18 protein-coding genes are annotated in these 21,533 nt (G+C 42.9%); 12 read left to right on the top strand and 6 right to left on the bottom strand.

The genetic code is table 11. The features are described from left to right. Nucleotides 1–39: 39 nt before the first annotated feature. On the bottom strand, nt 40–186 hold the full coding sequence (locus DP114_RS04070) for a hypothetical protein (protein ID WP_169267602.1): 147 nt from the start codon (nt 184–186) through the stop codon (nt 40–42). 153 nt (nt 187–339) lie between these two features. On the opposite strand from DP114_RS04070, the gene DP114_RS04065 reads away from it, so the two are divergent. From DP114_RS04065 to DP114_RS04055, 3 genes are read left to right on the top strand one after another with little or no spacing between them, the layout of a single operon-like run. Further along, entirely contained in the window at nt 340–1,575 is a 1,236-nt protein-coding gene (locus tag DP114_RS04065) for an AAA family ATPase (RefSeq protein ID WP_169267601.1), read from the top strand. Between the two features lie 26 nt (nt 1,576–1,601). After that, complete coding sequence (locus DP114_RS04060) at nt 1,602–2,465, top strand: GNAT family N-acetyltransferase (RefSeq protein ID WP_171975510.1); 864 nt, start codon at nt 1,602–1,604, stop codon at nt 2,463–2,465. Beyond that, on the top strand, nt 2,452–3,420 hold the full coding sequence (locus DP114_RS04055; RefSeq protein WP_171975509.1) for a threo-3-hydroxy-L-aspartate ammonia-lyase: 969 nt from the start codon (nt 2,452–2,454) through the stop codon (nt 3,418–3,420). Before DP114_RS04060 ends, DP114_RS04055 begins: the two co-directional genes overlap by 14 nt. 224 nt (nt 3,421–3,644) lie before the next feature. Here the strand turns inward: DP114_RS04055 and psaX are convergent, their stop codons facing one another. Further along, nucleotides 3,645–3,815 (bottom strand): photosystem I protein PsaX, encoded by a 171-nt coding sequence (psaX, locus tag DP114_RS04050; RefSeq protein WP_169267598.1) that lies wholly within the window; start codon nt 3,813–3,815, stop codon nt 3,645–3,647. Nucleotides 3,816–3,976: 161 nt separating this feature from the next. Further along, a complete protein-coding gene (lipA, locus tag DP114_RS04045; RefSeq protein WP_169267597.1) occupies nt 3,977–4,882 on the bottom strand; it encodes a lipoyl synthase in 906 nt (301 codons plus the stop codon). Between the two features lie 266 nt (nt 4,883–5,148). Between lipA and DP114_RS04040 the strand changes: the two genes are divergently transcribed. After that, entirely contained in the window at nt 5,149–5,718 is a 570-nt protein-coding gene (locus DP114_RS04040; protein WP_169267596.1) for a response regulator, read from the top strand. Between the two features lie 422 nt (nt 5,719–6,140). Here the strand turns inward: DP114_RS04040 and DP114_RS04035 are convergent, their stop codons facing one another. Together DP114_RS04035 and DP114_RS04030 are read right to left on the bottom strand one after the other, a co-directional pair. After that, on the bottom strand, nt 6,141–7,688 hold the full coding sequence (locus tag DP114_RS04035) for an NAD(P)H-quinone oxidoreductase subunit N (protein ID WP_169267595.1): 1,548 nt from the start codon (nt 7,686–7,688) through the stop codon (nt 6,141–6,143). A gap of 322 nt (nt 7,689–8,010) precedes the next feature. After that, nucleotides 8,011–8,331 (bottom strand): RNA recognition motif domain-containing protein, encoded by a 321-nt coding sequence (locus DP114_RS04030; protein WP_169267594.1) that lies wholly within the window; start codon nt 8,329–8,331, stop codon nt 8,011–8,013. A gap of 1,178 nt (nt 8,332–9,509) precedes the next feature. Between DP114_RS04030 and topA the strand changes: the two genes are divergently transcribed. Continuing rightward, a complete protein-coding gene (topA, locus tag DP114_RS04025) occupies nt 9,510–12,173 on the top strand; it encodes a type I DNA topoisomerase (protein WP_171975508.1) in 2,664 nt (887 codons plus the stop codon). A 15-nt stretch (nt 12,174–12,188) separates the two neighbouring features. Here the strand turns inward: topA and DP114_RS04020 are convergent, their stop codons facing one another. Further along, nucleotides 12,189–12,449 (bottom strand): hypothetical protein, encoded by a 261-nt coding sequence (locus tag DP114_RS04020; RefSeq protein WP_169267592.1) that lies wholly within the window; start codon nt 12,447–12,449, stop codon nt 12,189–12,191. 330 nt (nt 12,450–12,779) lie between these two features. On the opposite strand from DP114_RS04020, the gene DP114_RS04015 reads away from it, so the two are divergent. From DP114_RS04015 to hpsN, 7 genes are all read left to right on the top strand, one after another. After that, nucleotides 12,780–12,917, top strand: coding sequence for a hypothetical protein (locus DP114_RS04015; protein WP_169267591.1), 138 nt, complete (start codon nt 12,780–12,782; stop codon nt 12,915–12,917). Continuing rightward, on the top strand, nt 12,895–13,386 hold the full coding sequence (aroQ, locus tag DP114_RS04010; protein ID WP_169267590.1) for a type II 3-dehydroquinate dehydratase: 492 nt from the start codon (nt 12,895–12,897) through the stop codon (nt 13,384–13,386). The genes DP114_RS04015 and aroQ overlap by 23 nt, the downstream gene beginning before the upstream one ends. A gap of 42 nt (nt 13,387–13,428) precedes the next feature. Next, a complete protein-coding gene (locus DP114_RS04005) occupies nt 13,429–14,370 on the top strand; it encodes an ADP-ribosylglycohydrolase family protein (RefSeq protein WP_171975507.1) in 942 nt (313 codons plus the stop codon). 217 nt (nt 14,371–14,587) lie between these two features. Beyond that, nucleotides 14,588–17,320 carry an HD family phosphohydrolase gene (locus DP114_RS04000; RefSeq protein ID WP_171975506.1) on the top strand — a complete coding sequence of 911 codons (2,733 nt, stop codon included), beginning with the start codon at nt 14,588–14,590 and terminating at the stop codon, nt 17,318–17,320. Nucleotides 17,321–17,495: 175 nt separating this feature from the next. Further along, nucleotides 17,496–18,245, top strand: a complete 750-nt coding sequence (locus DP114_RS03995) for a glycosyltransferase family 2 protein (protein WP_171975505.1) — start codon at nt 17,496–17,498, stop codon at nt 18,243–18,245. A 370-nt stretch (nt 18,246–18,615) separates the two neighbouring features. Beyond that, on the top strand, nt 18,616–20,313 hold the full coding sequence (hpsL, locus tag DP114_RS03990; protein ID WP_171975504.1) for a hormogonium polysaccharide biosynthesis protein HpsL: 1,698 nt from the start codon (nt 18,616–18,618) through the stop codon (nt 20,311–20,313). A 194-nt stretch (nt 20,314–20,507) separates the two neighbouring features. Beyond that, on the top strand, nt 20,508–21,494 hold the full coding sequence (gene hpsN, locus DP114_RS03985; RefSeq protein WP_171978113.1) for a hormogonium polysaccharide biosynthesis glycosyltransferase HpsN: 987 nt from the start codon (nt 20,508–20,510) through the stop codon (nt 21,492–21,494). The last annotated feature ends 39 nt before the right edge of the window (nt 21,495–21,533 follow it).

The following is a 21,533-nucleotide window of genomic DNA, read 5'->3' as shown; positions in this document are numbered from 1 at the left end:
GTGAGTGTCTTCCTAGACAATAACCCAATACCGTTGCTGTTAAGGATTATTTTTGATTTCACACGTGTAGAGACGTTGCCCTTCGGGTATCTCCTTCGGAGACGCTTCGCGAACGCCAGTCGCCTGCTGAGGGAAACCCTCCCGCAGCGCTGGACTCACATGCAACGTCTCTACAGAGGTTATCATTCTTGCTCCACTCGCAATGATATACCTTGAAATTTTTACGCCGACTTAACTTAGCAGTTTGCAGTTGGATGAATACGCCATTGTATGAACTCAGGTAGGCAATGCCCACCCTACCAAAATATGTATTTCAATAAGTTTCAAAGCAATAAAACCATGAAAATTCAACAACTGATTTTAGAAGCACTTAACCTTCCTACGAACGCTATTACCTATCATGTTAGTCAGGAATTAGCAGCGTTTTATCCTAAAAAAGCGTTGCTGGAAGCGAGCGATTCTGCATTTGATGTCCAAAGTTACGCCCAGGCAAACTTCTGTACTATTAAGTATGACACCTCTATCTACAACCAAATTATTTCTGGTTGGGATGGCATGGAAAACAAAATTTACAATTCGACTGAAAATGCCAGCTTTGAGGTGACATGGGAAGAACAGAAACTCGATATCCTACTCATAAGTTTTCAGGAGGGTTATTGTAAAACCAGATATCACTGGATTTTGGCTGAAAGTAAAGATATCGCTCAAAAGTTTTTTGCCGCAGTTTGTGAGTGGAACTCCGAAATCAGAAGTGAAATTTTAGTGTTTGAAGAAGGCTATTGGTCGAAAAATGAAGAGTTGTTTGAGTCTATTCAGAACGCGACTTTTGATAATCTGATTTTGCCAAGCACTCTTAAACAAGAACTTCAAGATGACTTGACAAACTTTTTTGCTTTGCGAGAAACTTACGAAGCTTACGGTTTACCTTGGAAGCGAGGAATTTTATTTATTGGCTCTCCAGGAAATGGCAAGACTCACGCAGTCAAAGCTTTGATTAATAAAATGCAGCAGCCTTGCTTATACGTCAAAAGCTTCAAATCGGAGTATAGTAATCCTCACCACAATATTCGTCAAGTCTTTCGGCAAGCACGACAGTCTGCACCCTGTCTTTTAGTCTTAGAAGATCTTGATTCTTTAGTAGAAGGAGAAAATCGTTCGTTCTTTTTGAATGAACTTGATGGTTTTGCCACAAATCTTGGAATAGTCATATTAGCCACAACTAACCATCCAGATCGTATAGATCCAGCAATTTTAAATCGTCCTAGTCGTTTTGACCGTAAATATTACTTTGAGTTGCCAGCTTTGTCAGAACGCTTAGCCTATATCAACTTGTGGAACGACAGATTTAAACCGACAATGCGCTTGTCTGAAGCCACAATCTCTCAAATTGCCGAGATGACAAATGGCTTCTCCTTCGCTTACCTCAAAGAACTATTTGTCTCATCTATGATGCTTTGGATGCAAGGGATGGAAGCAGGTGGAATCGATAAAAGCATGATTTCACTAGTTGCTGTTTTGCGACAACAAATGAGCAGTGCAACTGGTGAAAACACAGCCGCAGTAAGTACAGCATAATTCTGTCACCACCACAACTGATGTTGATGAAAATTAATCGTTTTGAAGATGTAAGTCAATTTTACGAGCAAGTGAAAGACTACTTGCTCAATCACGAAGCATTGCATAACGTGCAGCTTGCACTTTGCAACAGTTTGATTCAAAATCCCGAACACTTCGACGAAAAGCCCTATTTGACAACTGTTGAAGTAGACGGAGATGTTATTGCTGTGGCGATGAGAACACCTGGGCGAAAATTGCTGTTGTCAAAGATAGAGGATTTTGGGAGTATAGAGGCGATCGCCCAAGACATACGCCACACTCAAGAATTATTGTCAGGAGTCAATGCTCCCACTGCTGAGGCAAAAGCTTTCGTGGAAGCTTGGCATTCCTTAACTGGTCAATCCTACCATCTAAAAATGGCTCTGCGTGCTTTTCAATTGGAACAAGTGCAGCCGATTCCCAAAACAACAGGTGAGTTACGTTTGGCGACACAAAGCTATCGCCAACTTCTCATCCCTTGGTATGAAGCCTTTGCACTGGAAGCCTTGGGCACTGTTGAGTCAGAAGCTGAACGCAAAGTAGAGCGCCTTTTGGATCGAGGTATTGCTTACATTTGGGAAGATGAAATCCCTGTTTCAATGGCGTGCCATGTTCGTGTAATGCCCAACGGTGCAGCGGTGGGTTTAGTTTACACACCACCAGAACACCGCAGAAAAGGTTACGCTAGTGCTTGTGTGGCGGCTTTGAGCCAAACTTTACTGAATCAAGGGCATCGATATTGCTGCTTGTTCACTGATTTGGCAAACCCGACTTCTAATCACATTTACCAGGCGATCGGCTACCAGCCTGTAGGTGATTTGTCTGAATACTCGTTCACTGAAAACAAAGCCGTCAATGTCACAGCATAATTCCGTCACCATCACTGATGTAGAAGCCGCCGCCAAGCGTTTAGCTGGTGTTGCTCACCGCACCCCAGTTCTCACTTCCAGAACTGTTAACGATCGCACCAACGCTCAAGTGTTTTTCAAGTGCGAGAACTTCCAGCGCACCGGATCTTTCAAATTTAGAGGTGCATACAATGCACTATCACAGTTGTCTGAAGAACAAAAGCAAAAAGGCGTCTTGACTTTTTCTTCTGGGAATCATGCTCAAGCAACAGCACTTGCTGGACAACTGCTAAATATTCCTATTACTATCGCGATGCCTGAGGATGCTCCAGCCGTCAAGTTATCTGCGACTCGTGGGTATGGCGGTGAGGTGGTTTTGTATAACCGCAAGCAAACCAACAGAGAAGAATTAGCCCAAACTCTATTAACTGAGCGAGGAGGTGTGATGATTCCTCCTTACGACCATCCTCACATCGTAGCCGGACAAGGTACAGCTGCCAAAGAACTTATTGAGGAAGTTGGTGAACTAGACTTGCTGCTCGTTTGTTGCGGTGGTGGTGGATTACTTTCTGGTTCCGCCATTGCAACCAAAGCCGTATTACCCAAGTGTCGGGTGATAGGAGTAGAACCAGAACTTGCTGACGATGCGACACGTTCCTTTCACACCAAAACTCTACAAACTGTCAATAATCCAGAAACCATTGCTGACGGTGCTCGTACCCCTTATTTAGGTAAAATAACTTTGCCACTGGTGCTACATTATGTCGATGATATGGTCACGGTATCAGAAGAAGCGATTCTACGCACCATGTTCTTTTTGTGGGAACGCCTCAAAATTGTTATTGAACCGACTGGGGTGTTAGCCGCAGCGGCTTTGTTGGAAGGAGTGGTGAAAGTACCGGGGGCTAGGGTTGGTGTAATTATTAGCGGTGGAAATGTGGATTTGGGGAAAGTCGGGCAATTGTTTCTGAACTAGGGGTGTAAGGGGGTGAGGGTATAAGGGGGACTCGGGGTCCCCTCTGGGGATAGGGGGAGAGGGGATGTAATTAGTGGGTGCACCAAACTAAGGGTGTAAAAGGATATGCCCTAAGGGCATTGTACCCCAGAGTTTCGGGGGTATGGTGCACAAAAACATCATCCCTTCTTACCCCTTACACCCCTACACCCTACACCCCTACACCCTTAGCTTTAGTGAACTAATTATTCAATAATATGGAAGTAATAGGCAGCTACAAGGAAATTGATAGCCAGTAGTAACACTGCCCAACCTACACGAAAGGTATAAGGAGCTTTAGCTCCACTTTTAGCAACGTCTTCGCCTACTTTTGCAGCAGTAGCATTAGCAGCAGCTGTCTTAGCATTAGCAGTCATTGTGTTCTCTCCTATTTAAAGACTTCTTAACAAATACCAAAGAGCTGTCATATATTGGCAGATTCTTCAAGAATATTTTTGTAGACTTTGCAGCACAAATCAGCAAAAATAAACAAAATGTAGCACAAAGTCTTTTTTAGGATGGTTTAATGGTGGGTACTTTACTCCTCGACGCCTGCGTGATAAGAACTGCGAACTAGAGGACCAGAACGAACATGGCTAAATCCCATTTCTTGTGCTGTATTGCCTAATTGATCGAATTCTTCAGGTGTCCAATATTTTTGGACGGGCAAATGTTCCAAGGAAGGACGCATATACTGACCGATTGTGATGCGATCGCACCCCACTTTGCGAAGATCCACCATTGCCTCAACAACTTCCTCAACTGTTTCCCCGTGTCCCAGCATCAACCCTGACTTGGTGGGAATGCAAGAGTCGATTTCTTTAACAACTTGCAACACAAAAAGCGAGCGATCGTATTTCGCTCCTCGGCGGACTGGTCCTTGTAACCGTTGGACCGTCTCAATATTGTGATTAAAACAGGCTGGTTTCGCCTTCACTACCTTATATATACGCTCACGTTGACCTTGTTGTCCAGCACCCGCACCACCCCAGAAATCTGGTGTCAATACCTCAATTTGAGTTTCTGGGTTTAGCTGTCGGATAGTTTGCATTGTCTTGACAAAATGACCTGCTCCTTGATCTGGCAAGTCATCTCGTGCTACAGAAGTCAGCACAACATAACGTAATCCTAAAAGCTGCACTGCTTGTGCCACTTTTTGCGGTTCTTCAGAGTCAAGAGGCATGGGTGCATGACCTTTATCGACTTGACAAAATGCACAAGCTCTGGTGCAGGTTGCACCCATAAGTAAGAAAGTTGCAGTTTTTTGAGAGTAACACTCCCCTCGGTTCGGACACCGTCCCTCTTCGCAAATCGTGTGAATTTGGTGCTGCTTGATAATACGCTGTACTGTAGAAAGTTCGCTGGCTTTACCTATTGAACGACGCAACCACGTAGGCATTGCCCTGATCTGAGATTTCAGTTCGGCTTTTTGTGAAGAAGTCATAAGCATTTAACTGATGGGGAGTTTGAAGGGCTATAAGTCCCGCATTATAACGGTACTCCGTTTAGTGCCGGGATACATCGGTCCCTCATGGAAAAAAGAGGTATGGCGCGGAGCTTACGGTGAAGAAGTTAAAAGTTATATTAAATACAATTTAATGTTCTTTATCCGAGAATTTACTCTCCCCTAAATTAAGAAAAGATTGAGTATAGTGTGTTAATTGGCGAAACCACTCTCTCAACCTAAAGTATTTATTACACCAAACACTCGTGGGAACTCATAAAATTCTAGTTATCGATGACACTACAGTTGTCCGGGTAAAAGTACGGGAAATGTTACCACAAGGCAACTTCCAGGTATTGGAAGCAAGAGATGGTCTTGAAGGATTGAATCTTATCCGTCAAGAAAAACTCAGCCTGATTCTGCTGGATTTTGTGCTACCTAAAGTGAGTGGCTGGGAAGTTTTTCAGGAGATTCAATCCCAGCCAGATCTAAAAAAAATTCCTCTGCTCATTATGTCTGGTCGTAAACAAGAGGTGATGGAAAAAATCCCAGAACCCTTTGAGTATTTTGAATTTATCGAAAAGCCTTTTGACCAAAAGCAACTTATTGACGCTGTCAAATCAGCAATGAAAAAGGCTAAACAGCCACGTCAAGAACCAGTTGAGCTTTTAACAGTATCTACTACTATTGAAAAAACGGAAACTTCCAGTCAGGAGACATCAACTACTGACATTCAAATATTAAATCAAAAAATCGCCAGCATGCAAACAGAAATAGATAGTCTAAATAAACAGCTAGCTAAAGTTATGAGGTTTCTTCAACAGAGAATTAAATAATAAAAAATACTTAGAGGATGTTTGAAAAGTCATTGGCGAATATAATTCGCTACTACACAAGCAAAGTCCCTTCGGGTATCTGCTGCACGCCTACGCTACTTTGTAAGTCCCAAAGGGACACGCTTACGCGAAGGCTCAAGCCGCATGCGCTTGCGCTTACGCAGTCGCCGTGAGAGCGCAAACCCTCCTGTAGCGCTGTCTCACCACCTACGTGGACTAATGAAAAATAAGGGGTTTAGTGAACCTGCGGAGGCAGGTTTTGTCTGTGTCGCTGCGATTTCTAATCGCCAGGATATATGAAAATAAACTTTTAAAACATTCTCTTAGAAAAGTATCGTCACTTTTTGAGCTCGCTGTGGAATGTGATGCACAAGATTTTGTTGGTAGTTGCGCTTATGCACAACTACCAAAACACGACTAACTTACTGGTTGTTCATTGCACTTACTTGAGTGGTCACAACTGCTGTCGGTTGCAAAATTGAAGTATGAGCGATGGAATTGTTAGCCAGAGTAAATATGGGATTTGACAAGATTCCAGCGATGGAAGTAGCGACTAATGTCGCGATCAACCCCACCTGTAAAGGTCTATATCCCGGCAAATTCCAACTTACTTCTGGATAATTCTTCACTACCTCAGACATTTCATGAGTTTCTTTAACGACCATCATCCTAACTACGCGGATGTAGTAGTAGATGGAGACGACAGTGGTGACTAAGCCCAGTAAAACTAACCAGTACAGTCCAGCCTGCCAACCTGCCCAGAACAGGTAAATCTTACCGAAAAATCCGGCTAGTGGTGGAATACCACCCAAGGACAGTAGGGAAATACTTAACCCCAGTGTCAGGAGTGGATCTTTGTGATACAAACCAGAGTATTCCACAATTTGGTCAGTTCCTGTGCGCAGGGAGAACAGAATCACGCAGGTAAAGCCGCATAAATTCATGAACAGGTAGACCAGCAGATAAAATACCATGCTGGCATATCCTGCTTGTGTGCCTGCAACTAAGCCAATCATGACGAAGCCGGCTTGACCGATGGAAGAATACGCCAGCATCCGTTTCATGCTGGTTTGAGCAAGGGCGACGACGTTACCCAATATCATACTCAGGACCGCAAGGGCGGTGAAAACAAACTTCCATTCGTCAGCAACCAGAGGGAAGGCTGTTGTCAGCAAGCGAATCGCTAAAGCAAACCCAGCTGCTTTGGAACCAACTGATAAAAACGCAATCACTGGCGTGGGTGCGCCTTCATAAACGTCTGGTGTCCATTGGTGGAAAGGTGCAGCGGAGATTTTGAAGCCAATACCTGCAATTACGAAAACTAAAGCAATCACTAAACCTAGAGATTGACCAAAACCAGATATGGCAATTTCGCTTGCGATCGCACTCAGTTCGGTTTCTCCACCTGATAAACCGTACAACAGCGAAACTCCATACAAAAACACTGCTGTACTCGAAGCACCAATCAACAGATATTTCAGCGCTGCTTCGTTAGAGCGGGGGTCACGCTTGGTGTAACCTGTGAGCAAATAAGAGGAAATACTCAGGCATTCTAGAGAGATGAAAATCATCACCAACTCACTAGCCCCTGATAGGAACATTCCTCCCAGAGTAGCAGTTAGCAAAATCGCGATGAATTCGGCTAAAGCGGTACCACTTTGTTCAATGTAGCGAATCGACATCAAAATGGTGACAGCGGCAGTTAATGCTATGAGAGCGCGAAAGACGATACTCAGATCGTCACCATTAAAGGCACCGCCAAAAGAGATCGGATTTATATTTTCCCATTCAAACAACAGGGCGACGACAGAAGCAAGTAAACCTGCAATTGCTAGATATCCAATCCAGCGTGAGGACGTCCGCCCTAAAATCAAATCAACAATCAAAACTCCCAAGAGGGTGACAATCACAATCCCCTCTGGCAGAATTGTTCCAGCGTTCAGCTGCGATGCGAGATTAGCAAAATCCATGAGCTGTATTGGTTTTGGCTATCAGACATAATGGTCTAACTGTGTTCATTCTATTGTCTTTTACTCGCGTTGCATTCACTCATGTATCAGGTGAGTGGCACCATCAGATTAAATTATGTTTAAGTTTAGTCAGCGCGATTGAAAAAATTGTTCTCATAAAATTAAGCAGACCAGCCATAGACTAATCTGCTTGCATACAAAGTGGTGGCAACAGTTTTTTATAAACTGTTCATTCCGTTAGATATTAAGTTTCGCTTTGCAAATGCTTTTTGTGCCTATTGGCGACAGACCGTGAAGCTTGATTCATCAATCATTTCAGCCCTTAATAGCGTCCCTTACCAGAATATCCACCGTTGCTTCGGTTCCCCCAGTTACCACCACCAGAGCGACCATCTTTTTCCTCACGTGGCCTTGCTTTATTGACTTTCAGCACACGATCCATCCACTCAGCACCATCTAGAGCTTCAATGGCTTTGTCCTCCGCTTGTTCTGAGTCCATTTCTACGAAACCAAAACCACGTAGGCGACCAGTTTCCCGGTCAGTGGGCAATTGAACTCGCTTTACGGTACCATACTCAGAAAAGACTTTGCTGAGGTCTTCTTGGGTAACGCTGTAGGATAGGTTACCTACGTAAATTGACATGAAATTCTCCAGAGTCCGATAGAAACAGATGTATATCCGGAGAGCCGCTTGCAGTTTTTCATCATGACAAGGTTTGAATCGCCGAATTTACCTCTTCAGACCTAATTTTATCACAACTGTATTTAAAAAAAGGTTAAATCTATTCTTTTGTGTTGATTTCAAATATTCTCTTTTACTATATTGTATGTATCAGCCATCACTTACTTAAATACTTCTTAGGACAGATGACTATATGACATTTTTATGTAATTTCTCTTTGAGAAAGTGAATGAATACATAGCAAGAAGAAGCAAGGTATTGTAAGCTTAATTTTTGTTTTTAAGAATTTATTGGAATTTAAACTAATTTGACTTATAAAGCCGCCAAACCCCTATTCAGAGAGCTTTTTCTAATTTATAGGCTTGTTCTGATTCCGAAATATAAAATGTTTGTAACATTTGGGCTGAATTAAAGTTTAGTCTCAACTCCTGCGAATTTAGATTTACACAAAAAATTCTTGTGAATGAAGAAAAACTGAAAGTAGAAGTCGCTCCACCAAGTCAGCTTATACCCTTTCACAAAAATGCTGATACATTTGACTCCCCCAACTTGCCCAACTTGCCCAACTTGCCCAACTTGCCCAACTCCCCCACTTACCTATATGTATCAATTTTCAAGTGAAACGGTATTAGGGGCTTGCCGCAGAGTAGAACACGTAGACGCCCTCCGGTGGGGTGCTTTACGTAGAGTATAAATGAGAGTTTGAGAAAGTTTTTGCGTAAATCCTATAAAATAACGTCACCAAGACAAAATGCTTCTATCGTTTTTTGTCTAGGAAGTTAATTCATACCCCGGATTACAAATGGTGTTAAATTTGATTTCATTTTGGCATAATCGACACAAATCTAGTTGTTATGTAATTCTATAACAATTCAACTTGAGGGATTTTGAAAACAGTAGTCGCCAATTATGCCGATCATAAGTTAAAGATTGAAATAACTAGAAACTCACACACCCACTGTCCCTACCTTCCATCTGGGAGGTAATTGTGCTAAGCATCGGCGACTTTCGCCATTGCGGGCAGTTTGTGTAAGGATAAAATCACAGATCGCTCAGCGTGAGGTTTTAGCTTAACCGATACGCTCTTAACGATTTAATTGACTGTTTAGCTTAGCAGCTATTCTTTGTTTGAAATTTCCATGTCAACTCTTGTCATCGTCGAATCTCCGACCAAAGCTCGTACCATTCGCAACTACCTGCCAAGAGACTACCGGGTGGAAGCGTCTATGGGTCATGTACGTGACCTTCCTCAATCAGCAACTGAAATTCCCGCCAATGTCAAGGGGGAGAAATGGGCACAACTCGGGGTAAATGTAGACGCCGACTTTGAACCGCTGTATGTCGTCCCTAAAGATAAAAAGAAAGTTGTCACTCAGCTCAAAGACGCCCTTAAAGATGTAGATGAACTGATTCTGGCAACGGATGAAGACCGGGAAGGTGAAAGCATCAGTTGGCATTTATACCAGTTGCTCAAGCCAAAAGTTCCTACAAAGCGGATGGTGTTTCACGAAATTACCTCTGACGCCATCAAGAAAGCCTTGAAAAACTGCCGCAATATTGACGAACAGCTAGTTCGTGCTCAAGAAACGCGGCGGATTTTGGATAGACTTGTGGGCTATACCCTGTCTCCCCTGCTGTGGAAAAAAATCGCTTGGGGACTATCTGCTGGACGTGTACAGTCTGTTGCTGTGCGGCTGTTGGTCAACCGGGAACGTCAACGCCGTGCTTTCCGCCAAGGTTCTTACTGGGACTTGAAAGCAACGTTAAATCCCCCTGATTCTCCCAAAGCACAATCATTTACTTCCCAACTGGTAACACTGGGAGGAACAAGGCTGGCGAATGGCGGTGATTTTGATGCCGCCACAGGGAAAATCCCCTCAGATCGCAATGTTATCTTGCTCAATCAAGAGCAAGCACAAGCCCTGAAAGAACGTCTAACAGGAAAAACTTGGAAAGTCACAGACCTTGAGGAACGTCCTGTTACGCGTAAACCCGCGCCACCTTTTACCACCTCGACTCTACAGCAGGAATCTAACCGCAAACTGCGCCTTAGCGCACGGGACACAATGCGAGTTGCCCAGAATTTGTACGAACAAGGATATATTACCTATATGCGTACAGATTCGGTGCATTTGTCGGATCAGGCGATCGCCGCCGCCCGTGACAGTGTAGACAAACTTTACGGCAAAGATTACCTCAGTCCTCAACCGAGGCAATACACCACCAAATCCAAAGGCGCACAAGAAGCCCACGAGGCAATTCGCCCCGCAGGTAGTACCTTCCGCACTCCCCAAGAAACAGGCTTAAGCGGTCGGGAGTACCAAGTGTACGACCTGATTTGGAAGCGTACCGTCGCCAGCCAAATGGCAGACTCTCGCCAAACTCAAATTATCATGCAACTGCTCGTGGAAGATGCTGGTTTTCGCTCTTCTGGCAAACGCATCGACTTTCCGGGATTCTTGCGCGCTTATGTGGAAGGTTCTGACGATCCAGAGGCGGCGCTGGAAGACCAAGAAGTCATCTTGCCTAATCTCAAAGTGGGGGATAGTCCCAAATGCACTGATTTAGAAGCAGTTGGTCACGAAACCCAACCTCCAGCAAGATACACCGAAGCAACCTTAGTGAAAACTCTCGAAAGCGAAGGCATTGGGCGTCCCAGCACCTACGCTAGCATCATTGGCACCATTATTGATAAAGGTTATGCCCAATTGGTGAGTAATGCTCTGGTACCCACCTTTACTGCTTTTGCCGTCACAGAACTGTTGGAAAAATATTTTCCTGATGTTGTTGATCCCAGCTTTACCTCTAAGATGGAGCAAACCCTGGATGACATTTCCACAGGTGAAGCTCAGTGGTTACCCTACCTCAAGGAATTCTATTTGGGAGACAAAGGTTTAGAAACCTTGGTAAAGGAACAGGAAAGCCAAATAGATGCCAATGTTGCCCGGACAGTGGAACTAGAAAACCTAGATGCCAAAGTCCGCATTGGTAAGTATGGTGCTTATATAGAAAAAGAGAATGGTGATGGTGTTGTCACCGCTTCCATTCCCAAAGACCTGACTCCTGCTGATCTTGACCCCGAAAAGGTAGAAACACTGCTGCGGCAAAAAATTGTCGGCCCAGACGAACTAGGTATTCATCCAGAAACGGGTGAAACAATTTACGTCAAAATCGGTCCTTACGGTCCCTACGTACAATTAGGAGATAAAACAGAGGAAAACTCAAAACCCAAACAAGCTTCCTTACCCAAAGGAATAACGTCAGAAAATGTCACCCTTGAGACAGCTATTGGTCTTTTGTCACTACCGCGAACACTGGGGGTTCATCCACAAACAGGCGCTCAAATCCAAGCCAATTTAGGACGCTTTGGACCTTACGTTGTTCATAATCAAACTGGTGAAAAAGATTACCGTTCCCTGAAAGCTAGTGATGACATATTGACAATTTCCTTAGGGCGTGCATTGGAACTGTTGTCTGAACCGAAAAAAGGACGCAGCACCAGAAACAGTAAGTCAAAGGCGGCTGAACGGGAATTAGGTGCTCACCCAGAAGATGGTGAACCAGTTAATATCTACAATGGCCCCTACGGGCCTTACATTAAGCACGGCAAAACTAATGTGAGCATTCCAGAAGGTATATCCGTAAGCGATGTGACTCTTGCTTCAGCCCTGGAGTGGTTAGCATCCAAAGCATCAACAGCAAAATCGACTCGGAAAACTACAACGAAATCAAGCAGTTCTAGCTCTAAATCAAGGACTAAATCGTCAACTACCACCGCAAAAAAAACAAAAAAGGCTAGTTAAGCTAAGAGGTTGACATCATCGAGTCGTATGAACGTTACGAGCTAAATGTTTGATGAATGGCGATCGCATGATTGCGCGGGCTTTGCCCCATCGCGGAGCGCGCCCTACGCCCCAAAGGGGCGCAGCGACTTTGCCCCAAATCTTCGATTTGGGGAGGGGGTTTCCTCCAGAAACCCCCGCTCGCGTGTACGGGCGATCGCTACTCATATAGCGCGAAAATGTTTGATGACACACAAAGAGCGCCCCAAAGGGGCGCTCGCCCTCAGAATCCAGCATAAAGGCGTTAATTATGTACAGAAGAAGGATAAATGCTTTTGTTTACAAGCGCTTGCCAACTTTAAATACACAAAAACAAAAGAATTCATAAAAATGAAAAAATCTTGAACTCCCTTAAGTTCTATACCCATCAAACCTTCCTTAGTAAGATGCGGTCTGTAACAGGGATGATATGATACTCTAAAATGTAGAAGAGAAAACAACATCAAATTGTCACGTATTCACAGAGTGTAAACTATCATAGTATTAAGCTGAGGGTGCAAAAATACTCTGGTTTCTCCGTGAAAAATTATAAACATAGTTGGTAGTATCTCGGGAGCGGTCAGTTCAATGGACTATATAGAAAAGGTGCTAGAAAAGCTAAAGGATTTGGCACGCAAGCTCATAGAAGCTCTTTTGGGACCAGAAGCGGAACCGGAACCAGAACTGATTCCGATTCCAGTTGATGATCGTTCACGCCGTCGATAAGAAGCTAACCGTGCTAGATTTAACCGATCGCCCCATAAGTATTCTGGTACTGCATGGACCAAACCTGAATTTACTGGGACAGCGAGAGCCGGGCATATATGGTTCGTTGACATTGGCTGAAATTGATCGCTCCTTAGAACAAGAAGGAGAAAAATTACAGGCAAAAATCTCTCATCTACAATCAAATTATGAAGGCGCTCTAGTAGATGCGATTCATCAAGCAGTAGGGAAACACCAGGGAATTTTAATCAACGCAGGGGCATACACTCACACGAGTGTAGCTTTGCGGGATGCGATCGCTGGTGTTAATTTACCTACAGTTGAAGTACACCTAAGCAACATCTACCAGCGGGAAGAGTTTCGCCATCATTCATACATAGCCCCAGTAGCCATAGGACAGATTAGTGGTTTTGGGGCACAAAGTTATTTATTAGGGTTGCAGGCATTAGTGCATTATATAAGAAAGTAAAAAAATAAAAAAGTTGTTTTGACTTTTCACTTTCTTTGTGATATGCGCTATTCTCTCGCAAGTCGGTTTAAAGGCACAATACTCGGGGCAATTATTGGAGAACAAATAGCTTTCAGTCGTAGCAAGCAGTTACAGAGTGCCGGGACGTTGAAAGTACCATCATTGCACTGGAGTAACATGGCTATTTTATATGCTGAAAGTTTGATTTCTTTAGGTAGATTAGAGACACAAAATTGGCAAAAACCTCAACAACAAGAGTTTACGAACTTGAAAAATAGCTATGGAGCTATTCTCGCCACATTGCCAGTGGCGCTATTTTTTCATGACAATACAGTAAAACTGCGACAAAACTTACTGCTGGCGACGGAAATTTGGCAGGATGATCCAGTCGTACGAGATGGAACACTAGCAGTGGGCTATGCGATCGCGAGATCTCTGACAGAAAAACTCTCTCCACAAACCCTAATTTCTCAGACTATCTCTTTTGTTGGGGAAACGCAGACAAACTTGCCACAACAATTATTAGAAGTGAATAATTTGTTAGAACATGGTGCGGGGTTAAAAACGGTACAAAGCGAGTTGGGTAAGGAAGAAAAGTTAAGTAACATCATTGCCTTGGCTTTTTACTGCTTTGTTGGTACCATAGAAGACTTTCGTCTTTCAATTTTGCGATCAATTCAAGATAGTTATAGCTATTCGGCAATAGGTGCCATGACTGGTGCTTTATCAGGAGCATACAACAGTGCAGTTGGTATTCCTGTTACTTGGCAACTTATGCTTCTACAACAGAGACCTGCACAAGACAGCAAACTAGCTGACTCTTCTAAGATGGTAGAATTAGCTAACGCAATTATGGCTGTATGGTCAGGAGTATATAACCTTGCTTCGCATCCAGATCAAGTCAAAGAAGAAAGTGGTGCTATGACACCTCCTCTATTGTCTTTACAGGCAACAGCAGCTCCTCACGTCATTCGGTTACGTTAACATTTTTTCATCGCCAAATGTGACTGATTCCAAAATATCAAAGGCTACAAAGTGATTTAAACTCGAATCAATCAACTAACTTTTCATTCTAGTATTAAAAAGAAAATCTCAATTTCATCTGTGTAGGTAGCTATAGTGGCAAATCGGCTTCAAGTATATTCCCGTCCTAGATTGTCTTGTATTAAGTTATCAAAGTAAGTAACTGCGGTCATTGGTGATGAAAACGCAGCAATTTTTTCAGTCCTTGACTCAGAAGCTGACTTTCTGGCGGCGACAGTACAAAGTGCGACATTGTCATACTACATCATCAAAAACAAGCCGAAAAGACGGATACCGATCAGCAAGAGTGTCACGCTCAATTGACAAATCACTCAAAGATAAAAATGGTATTGACGCAGTGAGTTCGCGCTGGGTGAAAGTCAGGCGCTCATGCATTGTTTTCGTGATCACAGTTGTCTGCATAACAGCGGTTATGGGGCAAAAGTTATACAACCAACCACAGTTGCAAGTGGGGACTGTTGCGCCACAGACAATCAGAGCACCAGCTACTGCGAAAATCGAAAATAAGAAAAAAACAGCCCAAAAGCGCCAAGCTGCAACAAAAAGTTCCTTACCAGTTCTCATGGTGGATGAACGCATCAACGCAGAAATTGAGCAAAATTTACAAGAGATTTTGCAAGAGGGGAACGAAATTCGTGCAACAATTGGCTCTTTTCCTTTTTTTGACACTTTGGTTTTATCCGTCTCTACCCAGCGTTACCTGCGTTCGTGTTCTCATTGGGAATGGCAAGCACTGCTCTTAGCTGTAGAAAATACTGACAAGAAAAAATCGACGATGTTGCTTCAAAAGCCGACAAGTCAAAGAGAACAGAAGGATGCGACAACACGGAGAAATGAGAATACAAGACAAGTTTCTGCTTTTGCCTCACCCTATCAGACTGCTTCCATAACAAAAAAAGCTTCTGGTAGTCAAATGCAAGCCTCATCCCCAACATCACAACAACCCTCTGTTTCAGGTTCTTACGCACCTAACACTCAAGACTTAAAAGCAAATGATTTGTTCCAAAACATTGGTTTTGCACAAGCAGTGGCGGAATTACAAGCATACCGCCTCATAAGTTCCAAGCAACATTTTTCTTCCGTAATCGCTCAGATTACAAAAACACGGCAGGGATACGCTCAAGCAAAATCTAAACTGACAGATTTGGTGATTGCCAAACCAGAGATAGTATACGATGAAGCTTCTATTCTCAACTTGTCAGATGAAGATTGGACAAAAATAAAAATAGAAGTCCAGCAAGGTTTAGAGCGAATTCTTACCCAAGGCATTTCACCGGGACTACCACAAAATATCCTACAAAATACAGTCAGTATACAAGTGCAGACGTTCGTACCGAAAGATGCCGAACCCTTAGCAAGTAGACTTTTGTTAGCTGTACTTAAGCCAAATCTGAAAACAGATCAATTACAAACGCAGCTTAGAAGTGCAAAGATAGCTGCTCAAGTAGAACCTGTGACTACTACTGTTTATAAAGGTGAGGTGATTGTCCGTCAACAACAGAAGGTGAGTGCGTGGAATTTTGACGTACTAGAGCATTATCACCTGATTCAGCGTGAGATTTCTTGGCTGGGATTGATACAGTTAGGGAGTCTTGTCAGCGCGTGTGTTGGTGTTTTTGCAATCGTAGAACAGCGGATCAAGCACTCCATTCGGCAAAGGGATCGCCTATTGGTATTGCTGCTAAGCCTAAGTGTACCATTGGTAATTATGATGGGTACACCTTACACCACCTGGAGTGCTGTTGGGTTATTGTTAGGTAGCTTTTATGGACCAACTTTGGGCGTGACTGTTGTAGGATTGCTGTCACTACTGCTACCCATCAGTCTAGAAATAAGTCTAATTGGTCTTGTCGCCGGTGTATCAGGAGGACTTTTAGGCTGTTGCGTTGCACAACGGCTGCGATCGCGTGAAGAATTAGCACTTCTGAGTGTTGCGATCGCCTTAACACAAGGCGGTGTCTACTTAATCATCAAACTTTTGCTCACTGCTGTATTCGGAGTTCCAGTCCACTATCTTGTACTAGAAAAAGCAGGATTATTTGCTTTATCCGGCTTAGTATGGAGCATAGTGGGCATGGGGTTGAGTGCTTATTTAGAAAAACTATTTGACTTAGTCACTCCAATTCGCCTAGCAGAACTGGCAAACCCTAATCGCCTTTTATTGAAAAAACTTGCGACTGAAACTCCTGGGACTTTTCAGCATACCCTTTTTGTCGCGACTCTTGCCGAAGCTGCTGCCAAACAGCTAGGATGCAACGTCGAACTTGTTAGGGCTGGTACATTATACCACGATATCGGCAAAATACACGACCCAATGGCATTTATTGAAAATCAAATGGGGAGACCGAATAAACACGATACAGAAATTAACGATCCTTGGATGAGTGCGTACATTATCAAAAAGCACGTGAGTGAAGGATTGGCGATCGCCCGCAAGCACAGTTTGCCTTCTTTAGTTCAAGCTTTTATTCCAGAACATCAGGGAACAATGCAAATTTCCTATTTCTATCACCAAGCAAAGCAAATGGCGCTCTTAGATCCAAGTTTAAAAGTAAACGAGGCAGATTTCCGCTACGATGGTCCGATACCCCAGTCACGGGAAACAGCAATCGTTATGTTGGCAGATTCTTGTGAAGCGGCGCTGCGATCGCTCACAGACGCCAAACCAGAACAAGCCTTAGCAATGCTGAACAACATCCTCCGCGCCAGATGGCAAGACAATCAAATGGTAGATTCAGGCTTAACACGAGAGGAAATGACCCAAATTGCCGAAATTTTCGTGCAAGTTTGGCAGCAATTCCATCATAAACGCATTGCTTACCCGAAGTTAAGTGTAGCAAAAGAAGGAACGCTTAACAGTGAACAGTCAACAGTCAACAGTAAACAGTGAACGCTTAACAGTGAACAATTGATCACTGGTAACTGGTAACTGATAACTGATAACTGATAAAAATGTACCTAGTTTCACAAAAATCAAATAGGATTGTTATATAAAAAAATCACGCATTTGCTCATTTAAAAGAAAGAAAACCAGTAATAAAAAGTAGTCTAGTTCTTAATAGCTTATGCTTGTGTTTGTCATACCCCTGAAAAGTCCGCAAGCCTCTAAATCTTGGGAACTTGTAACCAAGTTATTTGAAAGATGCATCAAATCAGTTTGCCATCAAACTTCCTCAAATTATCGGGTTATTGTTGTTTGCCACCAAAAGCCAAAAATTGAATTTGATCATCCCCATCTTACATATATCGAAGTTGATTTTCCACCTGCAATTAACGAGCCAGATACCTTCTCTAGAGGGCATACCGACAAAGGGCGAAAAATTTTGAAGGGATTAATCCATGCTCAAGAATTTTCCCCATCTTATACTATGACTGTGGATGCTGACGATTGTGTCAGCAAGTATTTAGCAGAATTTGTTAATCAAAATCATCAGAATAATGGTTGGTTTATAAATAAAGGTTACAAATATCAAAACGAAAGTGATGTTATATATGTCAAAAGAAGAAACTTTTATAAAATGTGTGGCTCTTGTAATATTCTCAGGTACGACTTAAATAATCTACCTGAGAATCCAGAATATAACCGTGGATATGGTTACTATAAATTTTATATAGATCATGAAAAAGTCCGAGAAACTTTGGCGAAAGATGGAAATCATCTTCAGCCATTACCGTTTCCTGGTGCAGTTTATATTATTGCCACCGGAGAAAATCTTTATTATGGAACAAGCCAGTTAACATTTAGCATATTTAACCGTAAAACCTTAAACCCATCAATTCGCGAAGAATTTAATTTGTACCCGTTGAATTTATAGGAATCCAGTTTGGTTATGTTCGCACTTCCTGGCGTCTTTCCTGCGGAAACCCCCTCTCTGGCACTACCTCTCCCCAGTCCTGCCTCCGTTACAAACATGGATACAAACCTTTTTTCCTTGATGGGCACTCGATCCACCTATGTTCAAAGTAGCTTGCCGTTGGCATAGGATTTTCCTCTGCGTCACACCGTTCGGCGATCGCGCTCTAGGCGTTGCTCTTACACCCCTAGTTCTTGACTGACTGCAATTTTTGGATAAATAAGACACACACAGAGATTCTCAAGAATCATTTAGGACTGCTATATTCAAAATAATATGTAAAAAAAACATCTATAGCTAGTGACTTTATGCGCATATCTACAGCAACGCCATGCTGACAGCAAAGTTAAAATCCAACAAATACAAAAAAGCAAAAAAACAGAAGGGTCAGGAAACTCCAACTCTTAGCCTCAAAGAACGTTTAGCCCAAAAGCGTAAAGCTGCACAACAGCGCAAAGAATTCACCAATTTTTTAACGACTGCTGCTTTTGGCGGTATCTTCTTTGGCATTCTCATGGCTTTTGTTGGTGGAATTAAGGCAGCAGTTCCAGGTTTATTGGGAATTGTGACTATCGCTTTGTCTTACAAATATCCCCGCCAGGCCCTTTTTGCTTTTCTTATTTACGTGCCGTTTGCGGGTACTATTACTTACTACCTCGGCAATAGTCCCATACTCCAATTAGCAAAAGACTCGTTTTATATTCCAGCGCTGATTGGACTTTGGCAAATGTGTCGAAAACAGCGATTACCCCTAATCGTTCCCCAAGCTATTAAAACTCCACTGTTTATTTTGTTAGGTATATGTTTACTAACACTAGTATTTGTTAATGGAGCGCAGCAGCTTAACCCATCTTTAACTCAATTATTAAACGATACAACAACAGAAATACCCATAGGCGTGGGGATACTCGGTTTAAAAGTCTTGTTGGGCTATGTACCCTTGATTGGTTGCGCTTACTATCTCATTCGCAATCAGCGGGATTTCCTATTTTTATCGCGCCTGCAAATTGTGCTTATATTAGCGTGCTGTGCGATGGGATTAATTCAATACGTATTACTATCGAAGGGGATATGTCAAGGCACAAGATTCTTAGAAGGGGCGGCCCAATTTAAAGCATCAATCGAAGCGCGATGTTACTTTGGTGGTTCTCTGATTTATAGTCCCGATCAAGGGATAATTCGTCTACCAGGAACTTTTGTTGCGCCTTGGCAGTGGGGATGGTTTTTGATTTCCAGTATCTTTTTTGCCTTTGCTTCCGGCTTTAGTGATCCTTCTAGAATCTGGCGGATTCTAAGTTTAAGCTCTATGGCAGCAGTTATGATTAATGCAATTGTCTCCGGGCAAAGGATAGCCTTAGCATTGGTACCTCTGTGCTTCGTAGTTTTGCTATTGCTGACTGGTCAAATTCGCAACCTCAAACGGTTTCTGCCCATAGGAGTGGGACTGGCGATGATTTTGGGATTTGCGATCGTGAGAAACCCTGAGATTTTCCAAGAAAGGACAGCAAGTCTGAATGAACGTTGGGAAGCTTCCCCACCCCTAGAATTTATCACGCAGCAATTTGCGAACGTTTGGAGAAATTTAGAACCACTAGGACATGGGTTAGGGCGTGCCACTAACTCTGCTCGTGTGCTAGGTAGCACCAGACTAATAGAAACTTACTATCCTAAAATAATATATGAAATTGGACCGTTGGGATTACTGGGATTTTTAGCTTTAGTCACGACTTTAACAATCGTGTGTTTCCAGACTTATCGTTCCATCAGAAATCCTAATCTCCGCAGTTACGCAGCTGCTTTGTGGGTGTTCATATTATTTATTAGTTACAACACCTACTATTATCCTCTTGATGTCGATCCAATTGCTGTCTATTACTGGTTCTTTGCTGGAGTGCTGTTAAAATTACCAGAAATAGACAAGCAAGAAAGACTCCAACAAGCGCAGGTAAAAAAGAAACAGGGTAAGAAGAATAGGGGGAAGGGAGTGAGGGAGAGAGGGATAGAGGAAGCAGGGGAGAATAGTTTTTGACTACTCCCTTTCCGCCACAAGAATACCTAATTTAACGAACCGCCAAGACGAGCCAGCGCCGTGCGGGGGTTCCCCCCCGTTGAGGCGACTGGCGTGCCAAGGACGCCAAGAAAATCAAAAAGAAGATAGGTAATCTTGCACCGGCAAGAGAGTAATGACTAATGACTAATGACTAATGACTGATGACTATTAATATGAATTTACCTTTAATTTCTGTTATTGTCCCGACGTACTGTCGTGAAGAGCCACTGCGCGATAGTCTTGCTGATGTTTTGAAACAGGACTACCCAAATTATGAAGTTTTGGTTGTAGATCAAACTCCAAAACATCAATCAGAAACGGAAGCTTACTTAGAAGAGTTAGCCGAAACTAACAAAATAAAGTGGTTTCGTTTGAATTGGGCAAGTTTGCCTGGGGCGCGAAATTATGCAGTGCGACGTGCAGCAGGTGAAATCATTTTATTTATTGATGATGATGTGCAATTAACCCCTGGATTTTTAGCAGCCCATGCGAAAAACTATTTAGAAAAACCAGAAGTGGGGGCTATTGCTGGACGGGTATTTGACAGAATGAAATTAGGTGACTCTGGGGGAAATTTACAGATTTCATATCTTCCTCCCCAGGCAATGGATCCAGGAATTGCTTGGTATTATATCGATTTGGTACATACAATTAAGCCCCAAGAAGTTCTAACAGCAAGGGGTTGTAATATGTCCTTTCGTCGCGAAATTTTTACCAAATACGGTTTGAAATTTGATGAAAGGTTTCGTGGTAGTGCAGTGCGAGAAGAATCTGATTTTTGTTTAAGGTTGCGGCAAACAGGATATAAAATTTGGTATGACCCAGAAGCAGATTTGGTACATTTAGGAGAAGAGACGGGAGGTTGCCATGATATTAGTATGCGCTCTCTCCAATACCAACTCACTTTTTACCACAACCATTTCTTAATGGGGCTGAAAAACCTCACCACTACTCAAGCTTTACGGCTTTATGCTCGTTTATTTGACTGTCATGTCCTTGGACATCCTCCTTGCAACAAAAGCGGTTCACCCATCAAAATTGTGACTCGTGGCGTTTTCTTCTTTTTGGGGTTTTTAAAAGCCTTGGGTACTGTCATTCAATCAATTTGGAATGATGGTCAAATTTACACTCACATGGATGAGCAAGTTAAGATTATTTAACCGCAGATTGACGGCGATCGGTGCAGATAGATGATAAAT

This window comes from Brasilonema sennae CENA114 (genome assembly GCF_006968745.1).
In the GTDB taxonomy this organism is placed as follows: Bacteria; Cyanobacteriota; Cyanobacteriia; order Cyanobacteriales; family Nostocaceae; genus Brasilonema; species Brasilonema sennae.
This window is presented reverse-complemented; position numbering and strand designations above follow the sequence as displayed.